The 24,197-nt window shown below is 67.6% G+C and carries 27 protein-coding genes; 13 read left to right on the top strand and 14 right to left on the bottom strand.

Annotated features, from left to right (window positions below):
• Positions 1–334 precede the first annotated feature (334 nt).
• Both G6N47_RS21950 and G6N47_RS21945 read left to right on the top strand, forming a co-directional pair.
• Positions 335–643: a hypothetical protein gene (locus G6N47_RS21950; RefSeq protein ID WP_083133429.1), complete on the top strand. Its 309-nt coding sequence runs from the start codon at positions 335–337 to the stop codon at positions 641–643.
• A 29-nt stretch (positions 644–672) separates the two neighbouring features.
• The gene (locus G6N47_RS21945; RefSeq protein ID WP_083133430.1) at positions 673–1,413 is read left to right on the top strand and encodes a hypothetical protein; all 741 of its coding nucleotides are present in this window, start codon (positions 673–675) and stop codon (positions 1,411–1,413) included.
• A gap of 18 nt (positions 1,414–1,431) precedes the next feature.
• Here G6N47_RS21945 and G6N47_RS21940 read toward each other — a convergent pair whose 3' ends face one another.
• Positions 1,432–2,316 carry a peptidylprolyl isomerase gene (locus G6N47_RS21940; RefSeq protein ID WP_083133431.1) on the bottom strand — a complete coding sequence of 295 codons (885 nt, stop codon included), beginning with the start codon at positions 2,314–2,316 and terminating at the stop codon, positions 1,432–1,434.
• Between the two features lie 66 nt (positions 2,317–2,382).
• On the opposite strand from G6N47_RS21940, the gene G6N47_RS21935 reads away from it, so the two are divergent.
• Entirely contained in the window at positions 2,383–3,045 is a 663-nt protein-coding gene (locus tag G6N47_RS21935; protein ID WP_083133432.1) for an MBL fold metallo-hydrolase, read from the top strand.
• Positions 3,042–4,304 carry a histidine--tRNA ligase gene (gene hisS / locus G6N47_RS21930; protein ID WP_083133433.1) on the top strand — a complete coding sequence of 421 codons (1,263 nt, stop codon included), beginning with the start codon at positions 3,042–3,044 and terminating at the stop codon, positions 4,302–4,304. Before G6N47_RS21935 ends, hisS begins: the two co-directional genes overlap by 4 nt.
• Positions 4,305–4,343: 39 nt before the next feature.
• Here hisS and G6N47_RS21925 read toward each other — a convergent pair whose 3' ends face one another.
• A complete protein-coding gene (locus G6N47_RS21925; protein ID WP_083133434.1) occupies positions 4,344–5,552 on the bottom strand; it encodes an acyl-CoA dehydrogenase family protein in 1,209 nt (402 codons plus the stop codon).
• A gap of 57 nt (positions 5,553–5,609) precedes the next feature.
• Positions 5,610–7,160, bottom strand: a complete 1,551-nt coding sequence (locus tag G6N47_RS21920) for a purple acid phosphatase family protein (RefSeq protein WP_083133435.1) — start codon at positions 7,158–7,160, stop codon at positions 5,610–5,612.
• Between the two features lie 53 nt (positions 7,161–7,213).
• Between G6N47_RS21920 and G6N47_RS21915 the strand changes: the two genes are divergently transcribed.
• Genes G6N47_RS21915 through G6N47_RS21905 form a run of 3 tightly spaced genes read left to right on the top strand, consistent with a single transcriptional unit; the run spans position 7,214 to position 9,926 of the window.
• The gene (locus G6N47_RS21915) at positions 7,214–7,999 is read left to right on the top strand and encodes an aldolase (protein WP_083133436.1); all 786 of its coding nucleotides are present in this window, start codon (positions 7,214–7,216) and stop codon (positions 7,997–7,999) included.
• Positions 8,000–8,009: 10 nt separating this feature from the next.
• Positions 8,010–8,885 carry a dihydrodipicolinate synthase family protein gene (locus G6N47_RS21910; protein ID WP_083133437.1) on the top strand — a complete coding sequence of 292 codons (876 nt, stop codon included), beginning with the start codon at positions 8,010–8,012 and terminating at the stop codon, positions 8,883–8,885.
• Between the two features lie 30 nt (positions 8,886–8,915).
• Positions 8,916–9,926: an Rv2578c family radical SAM protein gene (locus tag G6N47_RS21905; protein WP_083133438.1), complete on the top strand. Its 1,011-nt coding sequence runs from the start codon at positions 8,916–8,918 to the stop codon at positions 9,924–9,926.
• Positions 9,927–9,932: 6 nt separating this feature from the next.
• Here the strand turns inward: G6N47_RS21905 and ypfJ are convergent, their stop codons facing one another.
• The 3 genes from ypfJ to G6N47_RS21890 are packed head-to-tail and all read right to left on the bottom strand — an operon-like array spanning position 9,933 to position 12,299.
• On the bottom strand, positions 9,933–10,811 hold the full coding sequence (gene ypfJ / locus G6N47_RS21900) for a KPN_02809 family neutral zinc metallopeptidase (RefSeq protein WP_083133439.1): 879 nt from the start codon (positions 10,809–10,811) through the stop codon (positions 9,933–9,935).
• Between the two features lie 34 nt (positions 10,812–10,845).
• The gene (locus G6N47_RS21895) at positions 10,846–11,370 is read right to left on the bottom strand and encodes an SRPBCC family protein (protein ID WP_083133506.1); all 525 of its coding nucleotides are present in this window, start codon (positions 11,368–11,370) and stop codon (positions 10,846–10,848) included.
• A 47-nt stretch (positions 11,371–11,417) separates the two neighbouring features.
• Complete coding sequence (locus tag G6N47_RS21890; RefSeq protein ID WP_083133440.1) at positions 11,418–12,299, bottom strand: oxidoreductase; 882 nt, start codon at positions 12,297–12,299, stop codon at positions 11,418–11,420.
• On the opposite strand from G6N47_RS21890, the gene aspS reads away from it, so the two are divergent.
• Both aspS and G6N47_RS21880 read left to right on the top strand, forming a co-directional pair.
• Positions 12,298–14,148: an aspartate--tRNA ligase gene (aspS, locus tag G6N47_RS21885; protein WP_139799639.1), complete on the top strand. Its 1,851-nt coding sequence runs from the start codon at positions 12,298–12,300 to the stop codon at positions 14,146–14,148. The genes G6N47_RS21890 and aspS overlap by 2 nt on opposite strands.
• The gene (locus G6N47_RS21880; protein WP_083133442.1) at positions 14,135–14,548 is read left to right on the top strand and encodes a PaaI family thioesterase; all 414 of its coding nucleotides are present in this window, start codon (positions 14,135–14,137) and stop codon (positions 14,546–14,548) included. Before aspS ends, G6N47_RS21880 begins: the two co-directional genes overlap by 14 nt.
• A 67-nt stretch (positions 14,549–14,615) precedes the next feature.
• Here G6N47_RS21880 and G6N47_RS21875 read toward each other — a convergent pair whose 3' ends face one another.
• The 5 genes from G6N47_RS21875 to G6N47_RS21855 form a co-directional block, all read right to left on the bottom strand.
• Positions 14,616–15,059 (bottom strand): transglycosylase family protein, encoded by a 444-nt coding sequence (locus tag G6N47_RS21875; protein ID WP_083133443.1) that lies wholly within the window; start codon positions 15,057–15,059, stop codon positions 14,616–14,618.
• 342 nt (positions 15,060–15,401) lie between these two features.
• Complete coding sequence (locus G6N47_RS21870) at positions 15,402–15,791, bottom strand: MmcQ/YjbR family DNA-binding protein (RefSeq protein WP_083133444.1); 390 nt, start codon at positions 15,789–15,791, stop codon at positions 15,402–15,404.
• A gap of 71 nt (positions 15,792–15,862) precedes the next feature.
• On the bottom strand, positions 15,863–16,090 hold the full coding sequence (locus G6N47_RS21865) for a transcriptional repressor (protein ID WP_083133445.1): 228 nt from the start codon (positions 16,088–16,090) through the stop codon (positions 15,863–15,865).
• Complete coding sequence (locus G6N47_RS21860) at positions 16,083–16,490, bottom strand: ankyrin repeat domain-containing protein (RefSeq protein ID WP_083133446.1); 408 nt, start codon at positions 16,488–16,490, stop codon at positions 16,083–16,085. The genes G6N47_RS21865 and G6N47_RS21860 overlap by 8 nt, the downstream gene beginning before the upstream one ends.
• Positions 16,491–16,553: 63 nt before the next feature.
• Positions 16,554–17,042: an LGFP repeat-containing protein gene (locus G6N47_RS21855; protein WP_083133507.1), complete on the bottom strand. Its 489-nt coding sequence runs from the start codon at positions 17,040–17,042 to the stop codon at positions 16,554–16,556.
• A 229-nt stretch (positions 17,043–17,271) separates the two neighbouring features.
• On the opposite strand from G6N47_RS21855, the gene G6N47_RS21850 reads away from it, so the two are divergent.
• Positions 17,272–18,093 (top strand): DUF3097 domain-containing protein, encoded by an 822-nt coding sequence (locus G6N47_RS21850; protein WP_083133447.1) that lies wholly within the window; start codon positions 17,272–17,274, stop codon positions 18,091–18,093.
• Here the strand turns inward: G6N47_RS21850 and G6N47_RS21845 are convergent.
• Positions 18,090–19,058 (bottom strand): hypothetical protein, encoded by a 969-nt coding sequence (locus G6N47_RS21845; RefSeq protein ID WP_083133448.1) that lies wholly within the window; start codon positions 19,056–19,058, stop codon positions 18,090–18,092. The two genes, G6N47_RS21850 and G6N47_RS21845, sit on opposite strands and share 4 nt — an antisense overlap.
• Positions 19,059–19,134: 76 nt before the next feature.
• Entirely contained in the window at positions 19,135–19,545 is a 411-nt protein-coding gene (locus G6N47_RS21840; RefSeq protein WP_083133449.1) for a DoxX family protein, read from the bottom strand.
• Positions 19,546–19,603: 58 nt separating this feature from the next.
• On the opposite strand from G6N47_RS21840, the gene G6N47_RS21835 reads away from it, so the two are divergent.
• Complete coding sequence (locus tag G6N47_RS21835; RefSeq protein ID WP_139799640.1) at positions 19,604–20,944, top strand: replication-associated recombination protein A; 1,341 nt, start codon at positions 19,604–19,606, stop codon at positions 20,942–20,944.
• Here G6N47_RS21835 and G6N47_RS21830 read toward each other — a convergent pair.
• Positions 20,941–21,582 carry a GntR family transcriptional regulator gene (locus tag G6N47_RS21830; protein ID WP_083133509.1) on the bottom strand — a complete coding sequence of 214 codons (642 nt, stop codon included), beginning with the start codon at positions 21,580–21,582 and terminating at the stop codon, positions 20,941–20,943. The genes G6N47_RS21835 and G6N47_RS21830 overlap by 4 nt on opposite strands.
• Positions 21,583–21,651: 69 nt before the next feature.
• On the opposite strand from G6N47_RS21830, the gene G6N47_RS21825 reads away from it, so the two are divergent.
• Together G6N47_RS21825 and G6N47_RS21820 are read left to right on the top strand one after the other, a co-directional pair.
• Positions 21,652–22,998: an LLM class flavin-dependent oxidoreductase gene (locus tag G6N47_RS21825; RefSeq protein WP_083133450.1), complete on the top strand. Its 1,347-nt coding sequence runs from the start codon at positions 21,652–21,654 to the stop codon at positions 22,996–22,998.
• Entirely contained in the window at positions 22,998–24,182 is a 1,185-nt protein-coding gene (locus G6N47_RS21820; protein ID WP_083133510.1) for a CaiB/BaiF CoA transferase family protein, read from the top strand. Before G6N47_RS21825 ends, G6N47_RS21820 begins: the two co-directional genes overlap by 1 nt.
• Positions 24,183–24,197 lie beyond the last annotated feature (15 nt).

Below are 24,197 nucleotides of genomic sequence, written 5' to 3'. Positions count from 1 at the left end.
TGCATACGGGATTGGCTTGCCGTATCGGCCGAACCCTCCACCGGTGCCGGACACGGATCCGTCTGGTCCGCGACGCACTGCGGATTATCCGCGCGGGCCTGTCCGGGTAGGCCGGTGACACCAGCGCCGCTGAGCATCACCAGCACGCCGGCGGCGGTGACCACTGCCCGTTGCGCGAGTCGCCGGGCCTTGCTGCGCTGGCATGCAGACATGGTGTTCTCCCGCCTGGGCTATATAAAAGAACAGTAGTCTGCAAAAGTGAACTTAGGTAGTTAATACAGTTTTTACGTCCACGTAATCGGTCCCTTGTCCATCGAGAGCATCATTTGTGGCCATGGACGACCGCGATAAAGACCCTGCGGTGGTGCTGCCCTACCTGGTCGGCAGGCCCCTTGCCGCCACCGAGGTATACGAGGCGTTCGGTTACCGAAAGTCGGCCTACTACAAGGCGGCTCGCGAGGGCAGGCTCGTCACGGCCGACAACCTGATCAGAGCCGCCGAGTACTTCGGGCTCAATCCGGTCGACCTGCAGGTGCGCTACGGGTTGATCCCGCCGGAGGCGGTCATCGAATACGTGGAGTCAGCGCCCCATCGCACCAGATTGCGCGACCTTCAACCCGATTCCAGCACCCCGCCGGTCTGACCGAATTGCGGGTAAGTTGGGTGATGACAATGATGTCCGCACTCATCCTCGCCACGCTGGCCGCCATCTTCTGCAGTCTGTGGATCCGCCGCCACACCTGGCGGTCCCGCTGGGAAGCTGGCGCGAGCCTCAATATCGCCCTGCAGGGTTGTGCGGTGCTGCTGATGTCGCCGTGGGCGTCGGCGACGCTGGGTCCGCCGCTGCACCGCATCACCGGCCGATGGAATGTGGAGGATCTGCTGGGCCACATCTGCCTGATCGCCGCGGTGACGGCCATCATTCTTCACGGGCTGGCCCGCCTGGGTGACACGCGGGCGCTGCGCATCCTGTTTCGCCGCCACATCGAAACCCCGCTGCGGCTTGGCATTCCGCTACTGGTGGCGGTGTTCATCGTCGCCGACGAGGGCTATCACCCTGACTTGTTCCCGGCGCACGTCAGCACGGTCTGGTTCGGTGCCTATTGGCTGGTGTTGGGCGCCTTGCTGATCTACTTGTTCGGCTACGCGGGCAGGGTCCTGCTCATCTTGCGTAAGGATCCCCGCTCGACGGCGACGGTCAACCTGTATCTGATCTCGGCCGGCTTCGGTGTGGCCGCGACGGCCATCCAGGTGGTCACGGCGGAGCTCGGGGCGGATATCACGCTGCCCGTGTGGTTGTGCGCATGCCTGGGCGCCATCGGTTTCGCGTACGGATCGGCGCGCTCCTGGAATGCCAAAGTGGCCTGGTTCACCCCGGGCAACAACCTGCCCCACGGCGGGTCCGCGACTTGATTGCGGTTGCCAGCCTGGCTAGTCGAGCATCAGCGACTTGATCGTCACCGGGGTGGCAGGTGCGCCGTCCTCGCCGCCGCCGGCGACGCCGGCTTTGGCGATCTTGTCCAGGGTGGCCAGTCCATCGTCTTGGATAGTGCCGAACACCGTGTACTCGGGCGGCAATTGCGAGTCCTTGTAGACCATGAAGAACTGGCTGCTGTTGGTGCCCGGACCGGCGTTGGCCATCGCCAGCGTGCCGCGCGGGTAGACGACGGGCTGGTGCAGGGCGGGGTCGTTCGGCGGGTATTGGTCGGTCGGATATTCGTTGGCGAACTGGTAACCCGGCCCGCCGGTGCCGTCGCCCTTCGGGTCGCCGCACTGCAGGACGGACAGCGTCGGCGACGTTGTCAGCCGGTGGCATTGGGTGTCGTTGAAGAAGCCCTGCTGCGCCAGGCTGGCGAAACTGTTGACGGTGCACGGCGATTTGCCGTTGTCCAACATCAACCCGACCTTGCCCTGATCGGTGACCATGCTGGCGCTGACGGTGGCCGGGTCGGTGGGCACCTTGCCGGTCCGCGGCGGCTTGGCCGGCTTGCTGGCCGGTTCCGGCGACGGCGGGTACTGGCAGTTGGCGCCCAGGTCGGCCGGCGGCTTGAACGACGGCAACGGCGGCACTGCCGGCGCCGCGCCGGGAGCCGACGTCGTCGGCGATGCGCTGCTGGTGGGCGACGCGGTGTTGTGCTTGTGCTCGCGGTTGGTGAGCAGCACGGTCGTCACCGCCGCTGCGATGACGACCACCACCGCAACCGCCAAGCCGATGATCGCCAGAAGCCGACGCCGGCGGGCTTGTTCGGCCTGGCGCTCCAGCTGCCGTTCGAGTTTGCGTTTGGCTGCGGCACGTCGCTGTTCGTTGGTCGGCACGGCACTACAGTGTGCCAGTTCGTGGTGAATGACTGTCCCGCACCCTGACGTGGGAAACTGGGGACCGTGTTGATCTCCGGATTTCCCGCCGGGTTGCTGGCCTGCAACTGCTACGTGCTGGCCCAACGGCCCGGCTCGGACGCCATCATCGTCGACCCCGGCCAGCGTGCGATGGGTCCGCTGCGGCGCATTCTCGACGAAAATCGGCTGACCCCGGCGGCGGTTCTGCTCACCCACGGCCACATCGACCACATCTGGTCGGCGCAGAAGGTGTCCGACACGTTCGGCTGTCCTGCCTACATCCATCCCGAGGACCGGTTCATGCTGACCGACCCGATCAAGGGCTTCGGCCCTCGGATCGGGCAGCTGTTCATGGCCGCGATGTTCCGCGAGCCCAAGCAGGTCGTCGAACTCGACCGCGACGGCGACAAGATCGACCTGGCCGACATCACCGTCACCGTCGACCACACCCCGGGGCACACGCGCGGCTCGGTGGTGTTCAAGGTGAGCGATGAAACCGACATCGTCTTTACCGGAGACACCCTGTTCCAGGGCTCGGTGGGCCGCACCGACCTGTTCGGCGGCAGTGGCCGCGACCTGATCACGTCGATCGTCGACAAACTGTTGGTGCTCGACGACAAGACCGTGGTGCTGCCGGGTCACGGCCCCAAGACCACGATCGGCGCCGAACGCCGGCACAACCCGTTCCTCGAAGGCCTGACCGCGTGAGCCAATTCTCTGCTCCCAAGGGCGTACCCGACTACGTCCCGCCGGAGTCGGCGGCGTTTGTCGCGGTGCGCTCTGGCTTGCTCGACGCCGCCCGCCGGGCCGGCTATGCCGACATCGAGCTGCCGATCTTCGAGGACACCGCGCTGTTCGCCCGCGGGGTGGGCGAGTCCACCGACGTGGTGAGTAAGGAGATGTACACCTTCGCCGACCGCGGCGACCGGTCGGTGACGCTGCGGCCCGAGGGTACGGCCGGGGTGGTGCGCGCGGTCATCGAGCACGGGCTGGACCGCGGCGCGCTGCCGGTGAAGCTGTGCTACGCGGGTCCGTTCTTCCGCTACGAACGCCCGCAGGCCGGCCGCTATCGCCAGCTGCAGCAGGTGGGTGTCGAGGCGATCGGCGTCGACGATCCCGCGCTGGACGCCGAGGTGATCGCGGTAGCCGACGCCGGTTTTCGGTCGCTGGGGCTCGACGGCTTCCGGCTGGAGATCACGTCACTGGGCGACGACTCCTGCCGGCCCCAGTATCGCGAACTGTTGCAGGAGTTCCTGTTTGCACTCGACCTGGATCCGGAGACTCGTCGGCGCGCCGAGATCAACCCGATGCGGGTGCTCGACGACAAGCGCCCGGACGTCAAGGCGATGACCGCCGACGCCCCGGTGATGCTCGACCACCTCTCCGACGTGGCCAAGCAGCACTTCGAGACGGTGCTGGCCCATCTCGACGCGCTCGGCGTGCCGTATGTCATCAACCCGCGGATGGTGCGCGGGCTGGACTACTACACCAAGACCACGTTCGAGTTCGTGCACGACGGCCTGGGCGCGCAGTCCGGCATCGGCGGCGGCGGTCGCTACGACGGACTCATGAAAGAGCTTGGCGGACAAGATCTTTCAGGTATCGGGTTTGGACTGGGTGTGGACCGTACCCTCTTGGCGCTGAAGGCCGAGGGCAAAAGCGTCGGTGTCACCGCGCGCTGCGACGTGTTCGCGGTGCCGTTGGGGGAGCAGGCCAAGCTGCGGCTGGCGGTGCTGGCTAGTCGGCTGCGGGCCGCCGGTGTGCGCGTCGACTTGGCTTACGGCGACCGGGGTTTGAAAGGCGCGATGCGGGCGGCGGATCGTTCCGGCGCCCGCATCGCGCTGGTCGCGGGGGAGCGCGACATCGAGGCCGGCACCGTCGGGGTGAAGGACCTCACGTCGGGCGAGCAGGTCGACGTGGCGGCAGACGACGTTGTCGCCGAAGTGCTTTCGCGGCTGACCTCATAGCGCGTATGTCCAACTGCGCACGCTCGCGCCAAGAAGGGATCAGTGCTTGACCTGGTTGAACGGCACCCCGCGGTCGGCGGCGTATTCGCGTGGAAAGCCCAGCACCCGTTCACCGATCACGTTGCGGGCCATCTCCGTACTGCCGCCGCCCAGCGCCGCGGTCTGCCGGGACAGATAGCGCCGGCCCACACTGAGCAGGTCCCCGACGACGCCGGCCGTGCCGGCGATCTCCAGCGCGGTGTCGACCTCGAGTTCGATGGCCTCGGCGTGGAAGAGCCGGATCAGCGAACCGGCCGCCGCGGGCAGCGAACCGTCCAGCACGCCGCGGTAGACGTGGTCGATCAGCTGATCGCGCACCGCGCGGTGAACCAGCGCCCGGCCCGCCGCATCGCGGACACGGTCGGAGTCGTGCCCGATCGCCCGCGCCAGCGCGACGTAGTCGGGTGGGTGGTCCTGGGCGTTTTCGCTGCCGGTCCCGCTGGCGAACTCCGAGCCGCCGCCGACTGCGCGCCGCTCGTGGTAGAGCTGGCGTGACGCCACATCCCAGCCCCGGTCCACTTGGCCGACCACGTCGTCGTCGCTGAGTTCCAGGTTGTCGAAGAACTCCTCGCAGAACTCCGTGGACCCGTTCACCTGCGTGATGCGGCGCAACGTGATCCCGGGGCTGTCGATGCGGACCAGAAACATCGTCAACCCGTCGTGTTTGGGCACCTCCCAGTTGGTTCGCGCCAGCAGCAGCCCGTAGTCGGCGGCGAACGCGCCGGTGCTCCAGGTCTTGGCGCCGTTGACCACCCACTTGCCGTCGCGGCGCTCGGCACGGGTGATCACCCCGGCCAGATCCGACCCGCCGCTGGGCTCGGAGAGCAGTTGCACGAGCACCTCGTCGCCGCGCAGCGCCGCCGAAATGTGTTGGCGCTTCTGCTCTTCGCTGGCCGTGTCGAGAATGGTCGCGCAGCAGATCGTGAAGGTCGGCGTGTTGAGGATCAGCGGCATTTCATAGTCGAGGCTTTCGACGTCGAACGCTTTCTGATAGGCGATGTCCAGCCCCAGCCCGCCGTATTCGCGCGGGAAGCAGATCCCGGCGAACCCGCCGTCGTAGAGCCGGCGCTGCAGTTCGCGGGCCCGCTGCCACGACGCTTCCTGGCCGCGGTCGGCGAACGGCGGATTGGCCGGGTCGATGCGCGGCATGTTGTCGGCCAGCCAGGCGCGGGCGCGCCCGGCGAACTGCGCCACCGATTCTCCAGCCATGCGACGCCTCTCGAGAGTGTCATTCGTCTAAAGCGAAAATGACATTACCACCGCTGGTCAGGCACGGGGCTTGGTGAGGACGAACTTCTCGACCACGGTCATCGCGCCCAATGGCCCGGTCACCGCGTAGTGCGTCGCCGTGATCGCGGTGTTCCCGCCCGGCGACCCCGGATCGACGTCGAATGCCACGAAGCCGTACGGGTTGTCGCGGTCGCGAAACGCCGACCACGGCGCGTCTTCGGTCACATAGATCGGCGCCTTGCGGCCACGGGCCGGGTCGAATCCGCCGACGCCGGTCAGCACCCGGCATCGCGGTTGCGGGAAGAACATCGTGTTCGACGGCGCCGACGTGCCGCCGCCGCCGATGACCACGTGCACGGTTCCTTTGCTGGTGTCGATCACGTCGGGGCGGGTGTCGACGGGAATCGGTGTGCGAGTCTCGTTGTCGACGGTGCCGCGCACCGGATGCGAGCGTTCGTAGTGGTGTTCGTGACCGCACACCACCAAATCGACGCCGTAGCGATCGAACAAGGGCAGCCATTGCTGGCGGATTCCGAGGTCCGCGCCGTTGGTCCGGTCGGCGGTCGAGATCGCCGTCTGGTGCATGCATACCACCACCCAGTCGACGTCCGGATCGCGCCACGCGTCGGCGAGTTCGTTTTCCAGCCAACGACGTTGCGCCCCACCGGAATAGCCGTGTACGTAGAAGTTGCCGCCGTCCTGAAAGCACACGTCGTCGTTGGACAGGCTGATCACCCGCACGGAGCCGGCGGTGAACGAATACCACAGCCCGCGCAGCTCGGCGTCCGCTCCGGAGTCGGGCAACCCGAAGAATGCCTGGTAGGCCGCGAAGCCCACCGGCCCGTTGCCGAGCTCGTTTTCGTGGTTGCCGACCGCCGGCATCCACGGCCGGTAACGCGCCGAGCGGCTGTTGTTCTCGAACCAGTCCGACCAGGTGCGGACCCGGTCGGTGGCCAGGTTGGCGTAACACAGGTCGCCGTTGACCAGGTGGAACAGCGGACCGATGCGCTCGATCGTGGCGGTGGTGTCGCCGGCGGCCGGCGAGCCGAGGTTGTCGCTGGTATAGGTGTTGCCCGTCCGCCGGCCGAGCGTCGGGGTGGCCTGGTCGCCGAAGCTGGTGAAGGACAACGGTTTACGTCCCGACGGGGCCGTGCGCACCGTTCCGAGCTCCGGACTGGTGCCGTCGTGCACGGCCGCGTAGACGTAGTCGGTGTCGGGTACCAGGTTGTCCAGCACCGCGTGGTTGACGCGAATCTCGGTGCCCGACTTGGCATCCCGATAGGTGCGGGTCTCGGCTGCTACGGTGCGGCCGAAGCCCGACGTCGGAGTGCCCACCATCACCCGCGGGTTGTGCACCGGATCGGTGGTGTGCCACGACACCACCACCTCGCTGGCGGCATGCTTGCCGAATTGCAGGTGCAAACCGCCCACCGGCGGCGCGCCGCTGCGATCCGGTTGCGACCACAGTGCGGGGCCCCGCGACTGCAGCAGGGTGGCCGCGGCGCCGCCCACTCCCACGCCGAGGATCGCCGCCGTGCCCGTCGTCAACACCGCTCGCCGGCTGATGCCGCCGGGTTCTTCGCTCACTCCTGTTTCTTACCGGATCGTCGCCGACTGTGGGCCTGAGTAGCCTGGCAGACATGGCCACCACGTTCACTGATTCCAAGGCCGACTTGATGCGACGCGCGCAGGACGCTCTTGCGGCCAACGTCGGCGAGTCGGAATTGACCACCCGCCAAAAGCTGGCATTGACGTGCCGGGCACTGTTCGACGCCGGACACGATTCGGGCCTGGCCGGCCAGATCACCGCGCGAGCCGAAGAGCCCGGGACGTATTACACCCAGCGCCTGGGCCTGGGGTTCGACGAGATCACCGACGCCAACCTGCTGCTGGTCGACGAGGACCTTTGCGTGCTGGACGGGGACGGAATGGCCAACCCCGCCAACCGTTTTCACAGCTGGATCTACCGGGCTCGGCCCGACGTTGCGTGCATCGTGCACACCCACGCCTTCCACTGCGCGGCGCTGGCGATGCTCGAGGTGCCGCTGGTGGTGTCGCAGATGGACACCACTCCGCTCTACGATGACTGCGCGTTCCTGGCCGACTGGCCGGGCGTTCCGGTCGGCAACGAGGAGGGCGAGATCATCAGCGCCGCCCTCGGTGACAAGAAGGCGATTCTGCTGGCACACCACGGTCAGGTGGTGGCCGGCGCCAGCATCGAGGAGGCATGCTCGCTGGCGGTGCTCATCGAGCGGGCGGCCAAACTGCAACTGGCCGCCATGGCAGCCGGCACCATCAAAGAGCTTCCGGAGAAGCTGGCCCGCGAGGCACACGACTGGACGCTCCGACCCGAACGCAGCCGGGCGAATTTCGCCTACTATGCCCGCCGCGCGCTGGCCCGCCACCCCGACGTCCTGACCAGCTGAGGAGTCCGCAGTGCCCGACATTCACGGCATCATCGCCTACCCGGTGACCCCGTTCGATGCCAGCGACGCCATCGACACCGCCGCGCTGGCCACGCTGGTCGATCGATTGGTGGGTTCGGGAGTTCACGCGATCGCTCCGCTCGGGAGCACAGGGGAGCTGGCCTACCTCGACGAAAACGAGTTCGACACCGTCGTCGACACCACGGTCGCGGCCGTCAACGGCCGGGTGCCCGTCGTGGTCGGTGCGTCGGATCTGACCACCGCCAAGACAATTCGGCGCGCGCAGTACGCCGAGAAGGCCGGCGCCGACGCGGTGATGATCCTGCCGGTGTCCTACTGGAAGCTCACCGAACGCGAGATCGCCCAGCACTACACCAGCATCGGCGACGCGATCGGGATTCCGATCATGGCCTACAACAACCCGGCCACCAGCGGCATCGACATGAGCCCCGAGCTGCTGGTGCGGATGTTCGAGACGATCGAGAACCTGACCATGGTCAAGGAATCCACCGGCGACCTGTCGCGCATGCAACGGATCGACAAGCTCAGCGGGGGAGCGCTGCCGTTCTACAACGGCAGCAACCCGTTGGTGCTCGAGGCATTAAAGGCCGGCGCGGCCGGATGGTGCACGGCCGCACCGTGTTTGCGTCCGCAGCCCTGCATCGACCTGTACGACGCGGTGCGCGCGGGCGACCTGGACAAGGCGCAGAAGGTCTACGACGAGCTCAAGCCGCTGCTGGAGTTCATCGTTGCGGGCGGGCTGCCCACCACCGTCAAGGCGGGCCTGGAACTGCTGGGCGTCGGGGTGGGAGATCCTCGGCGGCCGTTGCTGCCGCTCGACGACGAGGGCCGGGCCAGGTTGCGGGAGTTACTCGTCGACGCTTGACTAATTTCCGAACATCAGTTCGAATAGGGTATGCGGTGGGACCAGCAGGGGATCGCCGTCGACGACGGTGCGCTGCCCGGCTTGGAGCGCATCGGGTTTGTCCGCAGCGTGCGCACACCCCACTTCGACGGGATCACGTTCCATGAGGTGCTCTGCAAGTCGGCGCTGAACAAGGTCCCGGACGCTTCGGCATTGCCGTTTCACTACACGGTCAACGCGTACCGGGGCTGCTCGCACGCGTGCCGGTATTGCTTCGCTCGCCCCAGCCACGAGTACCTGGAACTCAACTGCGGCAACGACTTCGACACCCAGATCGTCGTCAAGACCAACGTCGTCGACGTGCTGCGCCGTGAGCTGCACCGCAAATCGTGGCGCCGCGACACCGTCGCGCTGGGCACCAACACCGACCCCTACCAACGCGCCGAGGGGCGGTATGCGTTGATGCCCGGCATCGTCGGGGCGCTGGCCGATTCGGCTACACCGCTGTCGATCCTGACCAAGGGCACGCTGCTGCGCCGCGACCTGCCGCTGATCGCCGACGCCGCCGCGCGGGTGCCCGTCCGGGTCGCCGTCTCGCTGGCCGTCGGCGACCCCGAGTTGCACCGCGACGTCGAACCCGGAACCCCAAGCCCGCAAGCCCGGCTCGCACTGATCACGGCCATCCGCGACGCCGGCCTGGATTGTCACGTGATGGTGGCGCCGGTGCTGCCGCACCTGACCGATTCCGTCGAGCAGCTCGACGACCTGCTGGGTCAGATCGCCGCCGCCGGGGCCACCGGGGCGACGGTGATGGGGCTGCATCTGCGCGGTTCGACGCGCGGCTGGTTCATGTCGTGGCTGGCGCGCTCTCACCCGGATCTGGTCGCCCGGTATCGCGAGTTGTATCGCCGCGGCGCCTATTTGCCGCCGCATTACCGCGACGAGCTCAAGGCCCGCGCGGCACCGCTTCTGGCGAAGCACCGGCTCGGCGGTGATCGGCTGAGGTTCAGCGAGCCGGCTCCGGCGCCCGCCGCCGCTCCGCTGCAGCCGACGCTGTTCTAGCGGGCGCTACCCGAGCTGGGCGGCGCGGAAGGTGTCGCACTGGTTGGGGTCGCCGGTCTGGTAGCCGACGGTGAACCAGTGCTGCCGCTGCTCGGAGGACCCATGTGTCCACGACTCGGGGTTGGTGCGCCCGGTGGCCCGTCGCTGGATGCGGTCGTCGCCCACCGACGCCGCCGCCGACAACGCGTCGGCAATATCCTTGTCGCTCAACGGTTCCAGGTACGGAACACCGGTGCTCTCCTGCTTGGTGATCGACGCGTAGTGCGCCCACACGCCGGCATAGCAGTCGGCCTGCAGTTCGGTCCGGACGCCATTGCCGCTGGCGCCCTGGGCGCCCTGCTGGGCGCGGCCGAGGTTGCCCTGCAGATTCTGGACATGGTGGCCGAACTCGTGTGCCACCACGTACTCCTGCGCCAACGGCCCACCGCTGGAACCGAATTGGTCGACGAGCACCTGGAAGAAGTCGGTGTCGAAGTAGGCGGTCTGGTCGACCGGGCAGTAGAACGGCCCCACCTCGCTGGTGGCCGACCCGCACCCGGTGCCGACCTGCCCGCTGAACAACCGCACCCGCGGGCGGGTGTATCCGCGCATCAGCTGTTTCCACACTCCGTCGACGGAGTTGCCGGTGGCCACCACGCGGCACTGCACGTATTTGTTGGCGTCGGCGCCGGTTCGGCACTTGTTGAGGTCGAACCCGGGTGCCACGTCCTCGCGAGTGTTGACCGTCTGCTGGCTGATCACGTTGCCGGGATCGACGCCGAGCAACATGGCCACCACCACGATCAGCAGGCCGCCCAGGCCGCCGCCGATCGCAATCCCGCGACCGCCGCCGCCCGACGACGACGTGGTGCTGGTGTCGATCTGCATTCCCTCGTTGAAGGTCATCGCGCGCTCCGTTGCCTGTGAATGGGGGCTTGCATCAGCCTTCCACACCGCGGTTCGGGCTGCCCAAGGTTGCGGCGAAGCGAGCGTCGGTGTAGCTGCGCAAGTTGGCCAGGAACGACCGCAGCATCCAGTTCATGACCGGGCGACCCAGGAACAGACCCAACCGCGATATACCGAGAGGCTTGATGGCCATGGTCCACGTCAGCCGGCAGCCGACGTGCGTGGGTTCGACGCGGTAGTCCTCGGCGAAGGCGCCAAGGGTGCGCGTCGAGCACTCGTTGAACCGAAAAGTCATGCGGGTGAAGGGCTCCCAGACCAGATACTCCTCGTCGCCGACGATGCCGCCGCGCATGTGCACGATGCGGGTGGTGCCCACGCCGCGCGGCTCCGGGCTGGTCCAGGTCACCTTGGTGATCACCGATGCCCAGCGTGGCCAGGATTCGGCGTCGGCGAGGACTTCGAAGAGCTGCTCGGGCGTGATCGCCAGGTCGACGCTGTTGGCGAACCGATAGGGCGCTGTCTCGGCGAAGCTGGCGTCGACGCGTTCGCAGGGAAACATTTTCGGCATTGGCACTCCTTTGGGTGAAATCGGGCAGGGGATCGAAGTCAGCCCGGCCCGTCGCTGGCGGCGGCCAGCAGCGGCACCAGGATGTCGCTGATCGGTGTGGGGATGCCGTGACGGCGCGCCCTGCGGATGATCACACCGTTGCGCACGTCCCATTCCAGCGGGCGACGGGCCTCGCGGTCGGCGAGCATCGAGGTGCCCATGTCGGCGGGGGCGCGGCGGAACATCTCGACCATCTCGTCGACCACATCCTCGCCCAGGCCCGCGCCCTCGGCGCGCGCCACGGCCAGGCACTCGGCCAGATAAGCGCGCGACAGCGCGGCCACATCGTCGCGGCGGAACATGCCCGAGCGCCGTCCCGTCAACGCCATCAGCCCGGCCAGCGCGTTGACCAGCAGCTTGCGCCACAGTGCGGCGGTGAAGTCGGGGTCGCAGTCCACCACACAGCCGGCGCCGCGCAGCAGCTCGGCGACCGTCTCCGCCGCCGGTCCGGTGGGCAGCACCAGCCGCGCCTCGGTGCGCAGCCGCACCCCTGCGTCCGGCTCGGTCTCGGCGCTGTACCAGACGATGCCGGGCACCACCGCCGACGTCGGGCAGTGCGGCTGCACCTGTTCGACCTGCTCGATTCCGTTCTGCAGCACGGCCACGACCGTGTGCTCGTCGCACAGCCGGGAGAGCCAGCCGCCTGCCTGGTCGTTCTGGGTGGCCTTGACGGCCAGTACCACCACGTCGACCCGCGCGTCGATCTCGCCGGGGTCGGTGCACACCGGACCGGGCACCACGATCGGATCGGCTCCGTCGGGCCGCAGTTCGATCCGGTCGCGCGGCGTGCGCCCGCACAGCAATACCCGGTGACCGGCGGCGTGCAGCAGCGCAGCGACCGTCGCACCGACCGCCCCGGGACCTACCACGGCAATATGCATGACGATCGTCGAAATTACCCGCTCTACACTGGGCAGTCGCCCACCAACATGCAGAGGAGTATTCGTGCTGCGCACTCACGCCGCAGGTTCGTTGCGCGCCGCCGACGCGGGCCAAACGGTGACGCTGGCCGGCTGGGTGGCACGCCGCCGCGACCACGGCGGGGTGATCTTCATCGACCTGCGCGACGCGTCAGGGGTGTCGCAGGTGGTGTTCCGCGCCGCCGACGTCCTGGAGCAGGCGCACCGGCTGCGCGCCGAGTTCTGCATCGCCGTCCAGGGTGTCGTCGAGATCCGCCCGGAGGGCAACGCCAACCCCGAGATCGCCACCGGCGAGATCGAACTCAACGCCACATCGTTGACGGTCCTCGGCGAGTGCGCGCCGCTGCCGTTCCAGCTCGACGAGCCCGCCGGCGAGGAGGTCCGGCTCAAGTACCGCTACCTCGACCTGCGCCGCGACGGCCCGGGTGCGGCAATTCGGTTGCGGTCCAAGGTGAATGCCGCCGCACGAGAAGTGTTGGCGCGACACGACTTCGTCGAGATCGAGACGCCGACGATGACCCGCTCCACCCCGGAGGGCGCCCGCGATTTCCTGGTGCCCGCGCGGCTGCAACCCGGATCGTTCTACGCTCTGCCGCAGAGCCCGCAGCTGTTCAAGCAGCTGCTGATGGTCGCCGGGATGGAGCGTTACTACCAGATCGCCCGGTGCTATCGCGACGAGGATTTCCGCGCCGACCGCCAGCCGGAATTCACCCAGCTCGACATGGAGATGAGCTTCGTCGACGCCGACGACGTCATTGCAGTCTCCGAGGAAATCCTCGCCGCGCTGTGGGCGCTGATCGGATACGAACTGCCGAGGCCGATTCCGCGGATCACGTATGACGAGGCCATGCGCCGGTTCGGGTCCGACAAGCCCGACATGCGTTTCGGCCTGGAACTGGTGGAATGCACGGAGTTCTTCTCGGACACGCCTTTTCGGGTCTTCCAGGCGCCGTATGTCGGCGCGGTGGTGATGCCGGGCGGCGCGTCACAACCACGGCGCACACTGGACGGCTGGCAGGACTGGGCCAAGCAGCGCGGCCACAAGGGGCTGGCCTACGTGCTGGTGGCCGACGACGGCACGCTGGGCGGGCCCGTCGCCAAGAACCTGTCCGAGGCTGAGCGCGCGGGACTGGCCGCGCATGTCGGTGCCAAACCCGGTGACTGCGTGTTCTTCTCGGCTGGGCCGCCGAAGCCGTCGCGCGCCCTGCTCGGCGCGGCCCGCAACGAGATCGCCAGGCGGCAGGGCATGATCGACCCCGACGCGTGGGCATTCGTCTGGGTGGTCGACCCGCCGTTGTTCGAACCGGCCGACGAGGCGACGGCCGCCGGTGAAGTCACCGTCGGCGGCGGTGCGTGGACGGCGGTGCACCATGCGTTCACCGCGCCCAAGCCCGAGTGTGCCGAGCACATCGACACCGACCCGGGCGCCGTACTGGCCGACGCCTACGACATCGTGTGCAACGGGCACGAAATCGGCGGCGGCTCAATCCGTATCCACCGGCGCGACATTCAAGAGAAGGTGTTCGCGGTGATGGGCCTCGACAAGGCGCAGGCCGAAGAGAAGTTCGGTTTCCTGTTGGAGGCGTTCATGTTTGGCGCGCCGCCGCACGGCGGCATCGCGTTCGGCTGGGACCGAACCACTGCGCTGCTGGCCGGCGTCGACTCGATCCGCGAGGTGATCGCGTTCCCGAAGTCCGGCGGCGGCGTCGACCCGCTGACCGATGCGCCGGCGCCGATCACCGCCCAGCAGCGCAAGGAGGCCGGCATCGACGTCGTGCCGCCACCCCGGGGTAGTCATGGATCCCAGTGACGTCGTTTCGGCCGTCCCGTTGGCGGCCACCCTCGGCATCGACGTCAGCGAGGTCACGCCGCAGCGGGTGACGGCCACGATGAATTGGGCCGAGGAACTCTGCACGACGGGCGGGATACTGCACGGCGGAGCACTGATGGCGTTCGCGGACACCATCGGCGCAATCTGTGCCGTGGCCAACCTGCCGCCGGGCGCCGGCACCGCGACGATCGAGTCGAAGACGAACTTCTTCCGCGCCGTGCGCTCGGGTGTTGTCACAGCCACCAGCGAACCGCTGCACGTAGGCCGCAGCACGATCGTCGCGCAGACCAACCTCACCGACGACCGCGGCAAGCTCGTCGCCCAGGTGACCCAGACCCAGGCGGTGCTGACGGTGCCGAATCCGGCCGGGCGCGACTGACGCCATTGGCCTTTCCGCGGAGTATCAGGGCATCCCGCTTTTCGAGCTGCAGGCGGTGAATTAGCGGCTAGTGCGGTAACGCTTTCGACCACAGCTTGTGCAGCGTGGTGCGCACCGGATGCCCGGATCGCAGAATGTTGACCACCTCGGTCGGGAACAGAGTTTGGTTGGGTCCGCACTTAGGCCACGCCTCCGGCCCCTGGGTGGCCAGCGTGCGTTCGGCGACCGCAATCTGCTGCTCCCGGGTGGCGTCGGCCGGCGAGCCGACGCCACCGTTTTCGGCCCAGGTCGACGGCTTGAACTGCAGGCCGCCGTAGAACCCGTTGCCGGTGTCGGCCGACCAGTTGCCGCCTGACTCGCATTCGGCCACGGCATCCCAGTTGACGCTGTCGGCGTATGCCACGCCGGTCGTGGGATCGATGACCAGGGAGATAGCGACGACGACGATGGCCGCCTTCACCAATGACTTGCACCAGGTTTCCGCATTGAGTGCTTCACCAAATCGTGCCATTTAACACCAGTAACAAATGATCGTGAAAATTGTCAACAGGTGAGTCAATTTTTATTTAGCGAGATTGATGGTGTCCCGGCGTTTCTAGTAGTCATGAGTTAATAGAAGTGTTATTGATGCTGATGATACTTCCGCTATAAAAGTGATTGTTGTTGTTAGGCAAGCTTAGTGAGGTAATAGTTAACTTCTGTTGTTTGTGTTACCAATGATGTCTCTGAGGCGTAGCTGTCGTCGGCCGGTTGCACGAGCAGCGCGCTCGGGACTCGGGTACGCGGCCCGCAACCATGACGGTGGTCCTTGCCGCCGTCGTAGCGACGTGCGTGGACGACCTGGAAGCCGTCCTCAGGTCGCCTCGCCGAGGAACTCCTCGACCAGACGTTTCGGAGCCTGAGTCAGCCAAGCCTCGGTGATCACTTCGCGAAGCCCGAGCTCGTCGATTTGGCCCAGTTTGACCAATACTGCCGGATACCCGTCGAAATGCGGCGTGGTGAAATACACCCCGGGCTCCTCGGCGATCAACGCGAACTTGACGCCCTCGTCGGCCACCCTGACCCCGAGGATGTCACCGTCGGGAGGCTCAATTCCCCGCGCCGCCAACGCTTCTCGATCGGACTTGCGCAGTGGGCGTTCCCAGGCGATCAGCTTCTTGCCGATCCGCCAGTCGTGTGGCGAGCGCTCTTCGACGAGCGGCAGCTCGCCGACGATGCCGGCAACGTCGTCCCACGTGGCCACAATGCGATTGTGCTCCTGTGGAGCGGGTTAGGGTAGCTCAGCCAGGGCTATTTCCGGCCGAGCCGGGCTTGCTAATTACGTACCCAATGCACGTGTCGCCCGGATATGTTGCGGCGCTTGACATCTCCGCGGCGTTCGAGCACGGTGAGGCTGCGGTAGACGGTCTCGATGACGATCGGCTGCCGGAAGTGTTCTTCGGTGTGTTCGCGGAGTTGGGCCGTGGTCAATGAACTTCTGGCGCGGGTGAGGTAGCTCAGCAGCGTTTGGCGCAGCAGCTCGGGGCAGACGCGGTCATTCATCCGTGCTCAGTGCAGCTTGAAGCCTCGGTAGCAGCTTGGCCGTCTCGTCGTCGTCGGTCATCTTGTGCGCCAAGTCGATTGGGCTGACGTCGTGGTTGTTCTTCGCCGCCGGGTCCGCACCGCGCTCGAGGAGCAGCTCGACGATTGCGTCAGTCCCCGGCGCGTGGTACACAGCTCGCCACAGCGGGGTGTTGCCCCATCGGTCGCGCAGGTTCACGTCCGCTCCGATGCTCACCAGGAATACGGCGAGATCCTCGGCGCCGAGGTCGATTGCGCGGTGTAGCGGCGTCCTGCCGTCGTCGTCGACCGCATCGATGTCGAGGCGCCCGTCGTCGATCTGTTCTTTGAGCTCCTCGGCGCTGATCAGCGCCGCCCCATTGATTGACGAACTTTGCGTCATCTGTCCCCCAAGATAATCTGGCCGTCGGAACGTCAAGGCAGTCAACGGCTTAGCGCAACGTCGTTAGTTCATTTCGATGCGCGGGCCGTCGGTGTACGTGATGGTGCCGTGTTGAAAGTGCTGTTGCCAGCCACCGGGAATCGGTTGCTCGTCGCTGGTCGGGTAGCCCAGTTGACCGCCCGCGCCACCGTGTTTTCGCCAGGTGTTGCCGATCCCGCCCCACAGGACGTGGGCGCCCGTGGTCGGCGACCAGTAGATGGCGCCGCCGTCGAACGTGTTGTAGTGGCCGTCGGCGGGGCCGGACTGCTCGCTGGCCGTCGGCAGTGCCAGTGGACCGTTCGGCCCGCCGACCGAGTTGTACTTCTGCAGAATGGCGCCGCGCACGACGAATTCACCGCTCGGCGTGGCGATTTTCGTGCTCTCGGTGCCGGCGGCTGCCGGCTGGCCCGGGTCGATGCCGTCGTCGTCGGAGGTCGCCTTGGCCGAGCATCCGGTCAGCGCGCCGACCGTCGCCACCGTGAAAAGGGCAGCCGCCTGCCGGGTGCGGTTCATCGAGATGCCCCCTCCGTACGACTTCCCCACGAGTTCGAGGCCGCGAACCCGAAGTTGACGGATCGCAATCAACCCCCTGGTAGCGACCGCGATCCGCCAACCCTTGAAATCCTTGGACACAATTCGGCAAATTGTCAAGGGTCCGGACGAAAATGCGGCAAATGTACACGTGTCTGGTACACGGTGTGGCGACGAGGATTCGGCCACGACCGTTCTTAGGATCGCTCGGGTGAGCGACCGCTACGGAACCGACGTTTTGGCCAACGACCCCCACCAATCGCGACGCATGCGCTCCACGGAACTGCCGGTGGAACTCGGGATGGTCCTCGAAGACGCGCAGAGCGGCTACGTCGGCGCGGTGGTGCGAATCGAGTACGGCCGCATGGAACTCGAGGACCGGCACGGCCGCACCAGACCTTTCCCGATCGGACCCGGCTACCTCGTCGACGGCCGGCCTGTGATTGTGACCGCGCCGCGCCGCCCGCTACCCGAGACGCCTAAGCGCACCGCGTCGGGATCGGTGGCGGTCGCGGGGGAGCGGGCCCGGGTGGCGCTGGCCAGCCGGATCTATGTCGAGGGCCGCCACGACGCCGAACTCGTCGAACAGGTGTGGGGCGACGATCTGCGCGTCGAGGGGGTGGTGGTCGAGCACCTGGGCGGCGTCGATGACCTGGTCGACGTGGTCGAGCGGTTCCGGCCGGGCCCGGGCCGGCGGCTCGGCGTGCTGGTCGACCATTTGGTGCCCGGCTCGAAGGAGGCGCGGCTGGCCGAGGCAGTGCGCCGCGGGCCGGGCGGCGCGCACACGCTGGTGGTCGGTCATCCGTTCGTCGACATCTGGCAGGCGGTCAAGCCGAATCGCCTTGGGCTGCAATCCTGGCCGGTGATCCCGCGCGGGGTGGACTGGAAGCACGGCGTGTGCGAAGCGCTGGGTTGGCAGCCCGACACCGCGGCGGCGTGGCGGCGCATCCGCGCCCGCGTGCGGGACTGGAACGACCTCGACCCGGCCCTGATCGGCCGGGTCGAGGAGCTGATCGACTTCGTGACGGGTTAGCTCGTCGGTACCACCTGCCCGCCGGAGAGACGGCGGTAGGTGTAGGTCTGGATCAGCAGCGCAACCGGGGCCGCGACGATGAGCCCGATGCCGCAGAGCAGCGCGCCGGCCAGCAGCACCAGGAACTGCACCACCCACGACAGCAGCGCTCCACCGATATTCGACATGACGGTCGTGAAGCTGGCCTTCAGCGCTTCGAACGCCGGCAGTCCGCGGTCGGTCGCGAAGGCGATCGTGAACATGGCGAAAAAGCTGAAGATGAGGCCCGGGATGATGAACAGCAGGTACCCGACTGCGGTGAGCACGCCGACCAGCAGCGCCGCCAGGATCACGCCGCCGAGGTGGCGCGGTTTGAAGAACGAGCCAATGCTCACCGGCCGGCCGTCGGCAATATCCAGCGTTCCGGACAACGCCGCCGCCTGAACGAAGGTGCCGTAGACGAACGACACGATCTCCGACACGATTGTGCCGCTTGTTCCGAGGCTCGCGACGAACGATCCGCTGCTGCTAGAGGTGTTGCCCAGAAGGACAAACACTACGACGTGCAAAAGCACAGCGATCACACCGTAAACCACGAACGAAACGATCAGCGGGACCGCGTTTTTGCCGAACTTGTTCCACGCCCAGGTGAACGCGTCACCGACGCTGAACTCGCTAGAGGGGTAGTAGCCGGGGGTTGGATAGCCCGGCTGATAGCCGGGAGGTGGTGGCGGCCCGCCGTATCCCGGCGGTAGACCGTAACCCGGCGGCGGTGGCGGCGGTGCGCCGTAGCCGGGAGGCGGCCCGGGTGGCGCGCCGGGTGGCGGGCCGTAACCCGGCGGCGGTGGAGGTGCGCCGTAACCGGGCGGGGGCCCGGGTGGCGGGCCGTAACCGGGTGGCGGTGGCTGGTAGCCGGGTGGCGGAAAGCCCGGGCCCCCCGGCTGCGGGTCGGTGGGGCTGCCGGACTGCTCCGGTGGTTGGCTCATGTCCCTACCTCGTTCGCGTCGAGTATGCGTCCGCAGAACTTAGCAAGTATTCGGCAGCGCCGCCGGAAACGCGCCGTCAGTCTGCTCGTCCCCGCAGGCCGAGGATGCGCAACAGCTCAGGCCGGCGCAGGACCAGTCCGAGCCAGAGCAGCACGCCGACGTAGACCGCCGACAGCACGAAGGTGGCGACGGGCTTTTCGGCGCGCATGTTGGCCGTCACCGCGCCACCGAGGTAGGCGGTGATGCCGATCGCGCCGAGCACTGCCGTACGCGGAATGAGAAACACCACCAGGCAGGCCAGCAGGACCCACCCGATCACCGCGGTCTGTTCGACCGGAAACCCGAGCTCGGCGGTTCCCTCGCGGCTGGCTTCGACACCGACGATCTTGGTGATGCAGTCGAACGCCAGAAATATCGCGAGCAATGCGGTGATCACGATGCCGGCCACGCGGCTGGCTGATTTGGACACGGTTCTTCCTCTCCTCATGACGGGTGTCGATGTGCAGACCAGATCGGCGCGCAGTTCTCATCGGTACCGCCGTGGTATGCCTGAAACCGTGTCCGACGGTCTGTTCGACGTCCCCGCCACGCCCACCGCGATGGGCCACGGCGAGTCGGCCCCTGCGCCGCTGGCGGTACGGATGCGCCCGGCCACGCTCGACGAGGTGGTCGGGCAGGACCACCTGCTGCAACCCGGCTCGCCGCTGCGCCGCCTGGTCGAGGGCTCCGGCGTGGCGTCGGTCATCCTCTACGGGCCGCCGGGCAGCGGCAAGACGACGCTGGCCGCGCTGATCTCACAGGCCACCGGGCGGCGGTTCGAGGCGTTGTCGGCGCTGTCGGCCGGCGTCAAGGAGGTCCGGGCCGTCATAGAAAAGGCCCGTCACGGCGCCGCTTACGGCGAGCAGACCGTGCTGTTCATCGACGAGGTGCACCGATTCTCCAAGACCCAGCAGGACGCACTGCTGTCCGCGGTGGAGAACCGGGTGGTGCTGCTGGTGGCCGCGACGACGGAGAACCCGTCATTCTCGGTGGTGGCGCCGCTGCTGTCGCGGTCGCTGATCCTGCAGCTGCATCCGCTGAGCGCCGACGACATCCGCGCCGTCGTGCAGCGCGCCATCGAGGATCCGCGAGGACTGAACGGGCGGGTGCAGGTCGACCCCGACGCCGTCGACCTGCTGGTGCAGCTGGCCGCCGGCGACGCCCGCCGCGCGCTGACCGCGCTGGAGGTGGCGGCCGAGGCGGCCGACCCGGTGACCGTGGAGGCCATCGAGCGGTCACTGGACAAGGCCGCGGTCCGCTACGACCGCGACGGCGACCAGCACTACGACGTGGTCAGCGCGTTCATCAAGTCGGTGCGCGGCTCCGACGTCGACGCCGCGCTGCATTACCTGGCCCGAATGCTGGTCGCCGGCGAGGACCCGCGGTTCATCGCCCGCCGGCTGATGATCCTGGCCAGCGAGGACATCGGCATGGCCGATCCCACCGCGCTGCAGACCGCCGTGGCCGCGGCGCAGACCGTGCAGCTGATCGGCATGCCCGAAGCGCAACTCACGCTCGCGCACGCCACCGTGCACCTGGCCACCGCACCCAAGTCGAACGCGGTGACCACCGCGCTGGGCGCGGCGATGGCCGACATCAAGGCGGGCAAGGCCGGACTGGTCCCGGCACACCTGCGCGACGGCCACTATTCCGGTGCCGCGGCGTTGGGCAACGCGCAGGGTTACCAATACTCGCATGACCACCCCGATGGTGTTGTGCCGCAACAATATCCGCCCAATGAGCTGGTCGGGGCGGACTACTATCGGCCCACCAGTCATGGGGCAGAACGCGAAATCGCAGGGCGGCTGGAGAAACTGCGGGCGATCATCCGCGGCAAGCGCCGCTAGCGGCCTTGCAGCGCGTCGGCCAGTGAGCGGCCGGCATCGAGCACATGACGCTCGGCGATGTCCCGGGCGCGCTCGGCGTCGCGGTCGGCGAGCGCGTCGACCAGCGCCTGGTGGTCCTCCAACGCGTGATGCTCGTGCTCGGGGAAGGCCGCCAGAAAGTTCGACGGCACTACCCGCACGGCCTGCCGGATTTGCGCCATCAGCCGCTGCGAGTGAGCGGCCCGGTGGATCTCCCGGTGAAAGCGCCAATTCGCGTCGACAATGCGGCCTTCGCCCGAATGCGATTCCACGTCGGTAGCCAGCGCGCGCAGCCGCTCGATGCCGTCCGCCGTAACCCGCTGCGCGGCCCACGCTGCGGCTTGCCCAGTCAGGACGCCGAGGATGGTGAAGCTGTCGAGCACGTCGTCGGGGCTGATCCCGATCACCGTGATGCCGCTGCGGGGAGCCACCCGCACCAGCCCGTCGTAAGACAACTCGAGCAGCGCCTCCCGAACCGGTGTGCGGCTGGTGGCGAACTCGGCGGTGATGGCGTCCAGGTCGAGCCGGGTGCCGGCGGGCAGCGCGCCGGTGAGGATGCGGTCGCGCAGTTCCCGGGCGGCGCGCTCACGCACCGTGCCGGCGATGTCGATGCTGGGCATGACCACGACCTTAAGCCATTCGGGCATCTAACACTTGAAATCTGATATATCAAATGTTAGACACAAGGCATGGTCACACGACAGATGGCGCTCGTCGCCTTCATGCAAGCGGGCAATACCTCGGTCTACGCGGGCTCGTGGCGTCACCCGGCCACCGAGCACGGCTACTTGGATGCGTCCTACTACGCCAAGATCGGCCGGCAACTCGAAGAGGGCTGCTTTGACCTGATGTTCTTCGACGACCGGCTGGCGATGCCCGGCATCTACGGCGGCTCGGTCGCCGACGCGGTGCGCTACGGAGCCCGGCCGGTGAAGCTGGACCTGTCCATCGTCCTGGGCGTGCTGGCGCAAGCCACCTCACGCATCGGTCTGGGCGCCACCTGCTCGACCACCTACTACCCGCCGTTCCACGTGGCGCGCACCTTCGCCACCCTCGATCACCTGTCGGGTGGTCGCGCGGCATGGAACGTGGTCACCTCGGTCAACGACAGCGAAGCCCAAAACTTCGGCGTGGACGCACATTTGGGCCACGACGCCCGCTACGACCGCGCCGACGAATTTCTCGACGCCGTCGTCGGACTGTGGGACACCTGGGAAGACGGCGCCCTGCTGCACGACCGTGCGGGAGGACGCTACGCCGATCCGGCCAAGGTGCACGAACTCGGCCACGTCGGCGAATATTTCTCGGTGCGCGGCCCGCTGACCGTGCCGCGCGGCCCGCAGGGCCGGCCGGTGATCATCCAGGCCGGCTCGTCCGGGAGGGGGCGCGAATTCGCTTCGCGCTGGGCGGATTTGATCTTCACCGGCGACCCCGGCATCGAGGTGGCGCGCAGCCATTACGCCGACCAGAAGGAACGCATTGCCGCCGCCGGCCGCGACCCCGACACCGTCAAGCTGTGCCCGATGGCCTACGCCGTGGTGGGGGAGTCCGAGGATCACGCCAAGCACCGCGAGCAGGTCTTCCTCAACGAGCTAGTGCATCCGATGGCGTCGCTGACCCTGCTCTCGGAGCTGATGAACTACGACTTCTCCCAACACAATCTGGACGACCCGATCACCGACGAGCTCATTGCCTCGGTGTCCGGCATTCGCGGCTTGGTGCAGAACCTGCGCGCCCACATCGGCGGTGACATGGTCACGCTGCGCGACCTGGCCGGTCACCGCGCCACCCTTTTGCAGGGGCCGCGGTTCGTCGGCACCGGGGTGCAGGTCGCCGACCAGATGGAGGAGTGGGTCCACGGCGGGGCCTGCGACGGATTCGTCTTGGCCGCAACGCATTTGCCCGGTGCATTCGAAGACGTGGTGCGGATGGTGGTGCCGGAGTTGCAGCGGCGCGGTCTTTTTCGCACCTGCTACGACGGCGCGACGCTGCGCGACCACCTGGGGCTGCCGCGGCCGGCCTGCGTCGGCGCATGATGCTCGACGGCATCCGGGTTCTCGACATGGCGACTCTGGCGGCGGCGCCGCTCGCCGCCACCTACCTTGGTGAATTCGGCGCCGACGTCATCAAGGTCGAGCAGCCGGGCAACGGCGACCCGATCCGCGGCTGGGGCCACCAGCGCGACGGCGTCGGGCTGATGTGGAAGTCGGTGTCACGCAACAAGCGTGCGATCACCCTCGACCTGCGCGTCGCGGAAGGGCAGGCACTGTTTCGTCGCCTTACCGAACATGCCGACGTCGTGATCGCCAACACCCGGCCGTCGACGCTGCGGTCCTGGGGACTGGACTACGACGCGCTGCGCGCGGTCAACGACCGCATCGTCATGCTGCACATCACCGGCTACGGTCTGTCCGGGCCGAAAAGCGACCGGCCCGGCTTCGGCACCCTCGGCGAGGCGATGAGCGGCTTCGCGCACATCACCGGCCAGCCCGGCGGGCCGCCCACCCTGCCGCCGTTCATGCTCGCCGACGGGGTGGCGTCGCTGAACGCCGCGTACGCGGTGATGCTGGCCCTCTATCACCGCGACGTGCACGGCGCGCCCGGCCAACTGATCGACGTCAACCTGATCGACCCGCTGGCGCGGCTCTTGGAGCAGACGCTGCTCGGCTACGACCAGCTCGGGCTGGTGCCGACTCGCGCGGGCAACCGCTGGGACATCTCCGCGCCGCGCAATACGTATCGCACCGCCGACGGCCGTTGGCTGGCGATGTCGGGCAGCTCACCGGCGTTGGCGCTGCGAGTGTTTCGGGCGATCGGGCGCGCCGACCTCGTCGAGGACGCCGACTTCGCCGATCCGCAGCGGCGGCTGGCCCGGGCCCGCGAGGTCGACCGGGTGGTCGCCCACTGGGTGGCCACCAAGACGCTCGCCGAGGCCATGGCCATTCTCGACGCCGAAAACGTTGCCGCCGCACCGGTTTACGACATCGCCGACCTGGTCGCCGACGAGCAGCTGGCGCACCGCGAGGTGTTCGTCAAAGTCAGCGACGACGAACTCGGCGCCATGACCGTGCAAGCCCCGGTACCGCGGCTCTCGGACACTCCGGGCCGTGTCGAGCAGCTCGGTCCGCGCCTCGGCGAACACAACACCGAGGTGTACGGCGAGCTGCTGGGCCTGACACGCATCGAAATCGACGACCTGCACGCGCGCGGCGTGCTGTAAACCCGAGGAGACCCG

The sequence above is a fragment of the Mycobacterium branderi genome (genome assembly GCF_010728725.1).
In the GTDB taxonomy this organism is placed as follows: Bacteria; Actinomycetota; Actinomycetes; order Mycobacteriales; family Mycobacteriaceae; genus Mycobacterium; species Mycobacterium branderi.
The sequence above is the reverse complement of the archived record's forward strand: the minus strand, read 5'-3'. Positions and strand labels throughout refer to the sequence as shown.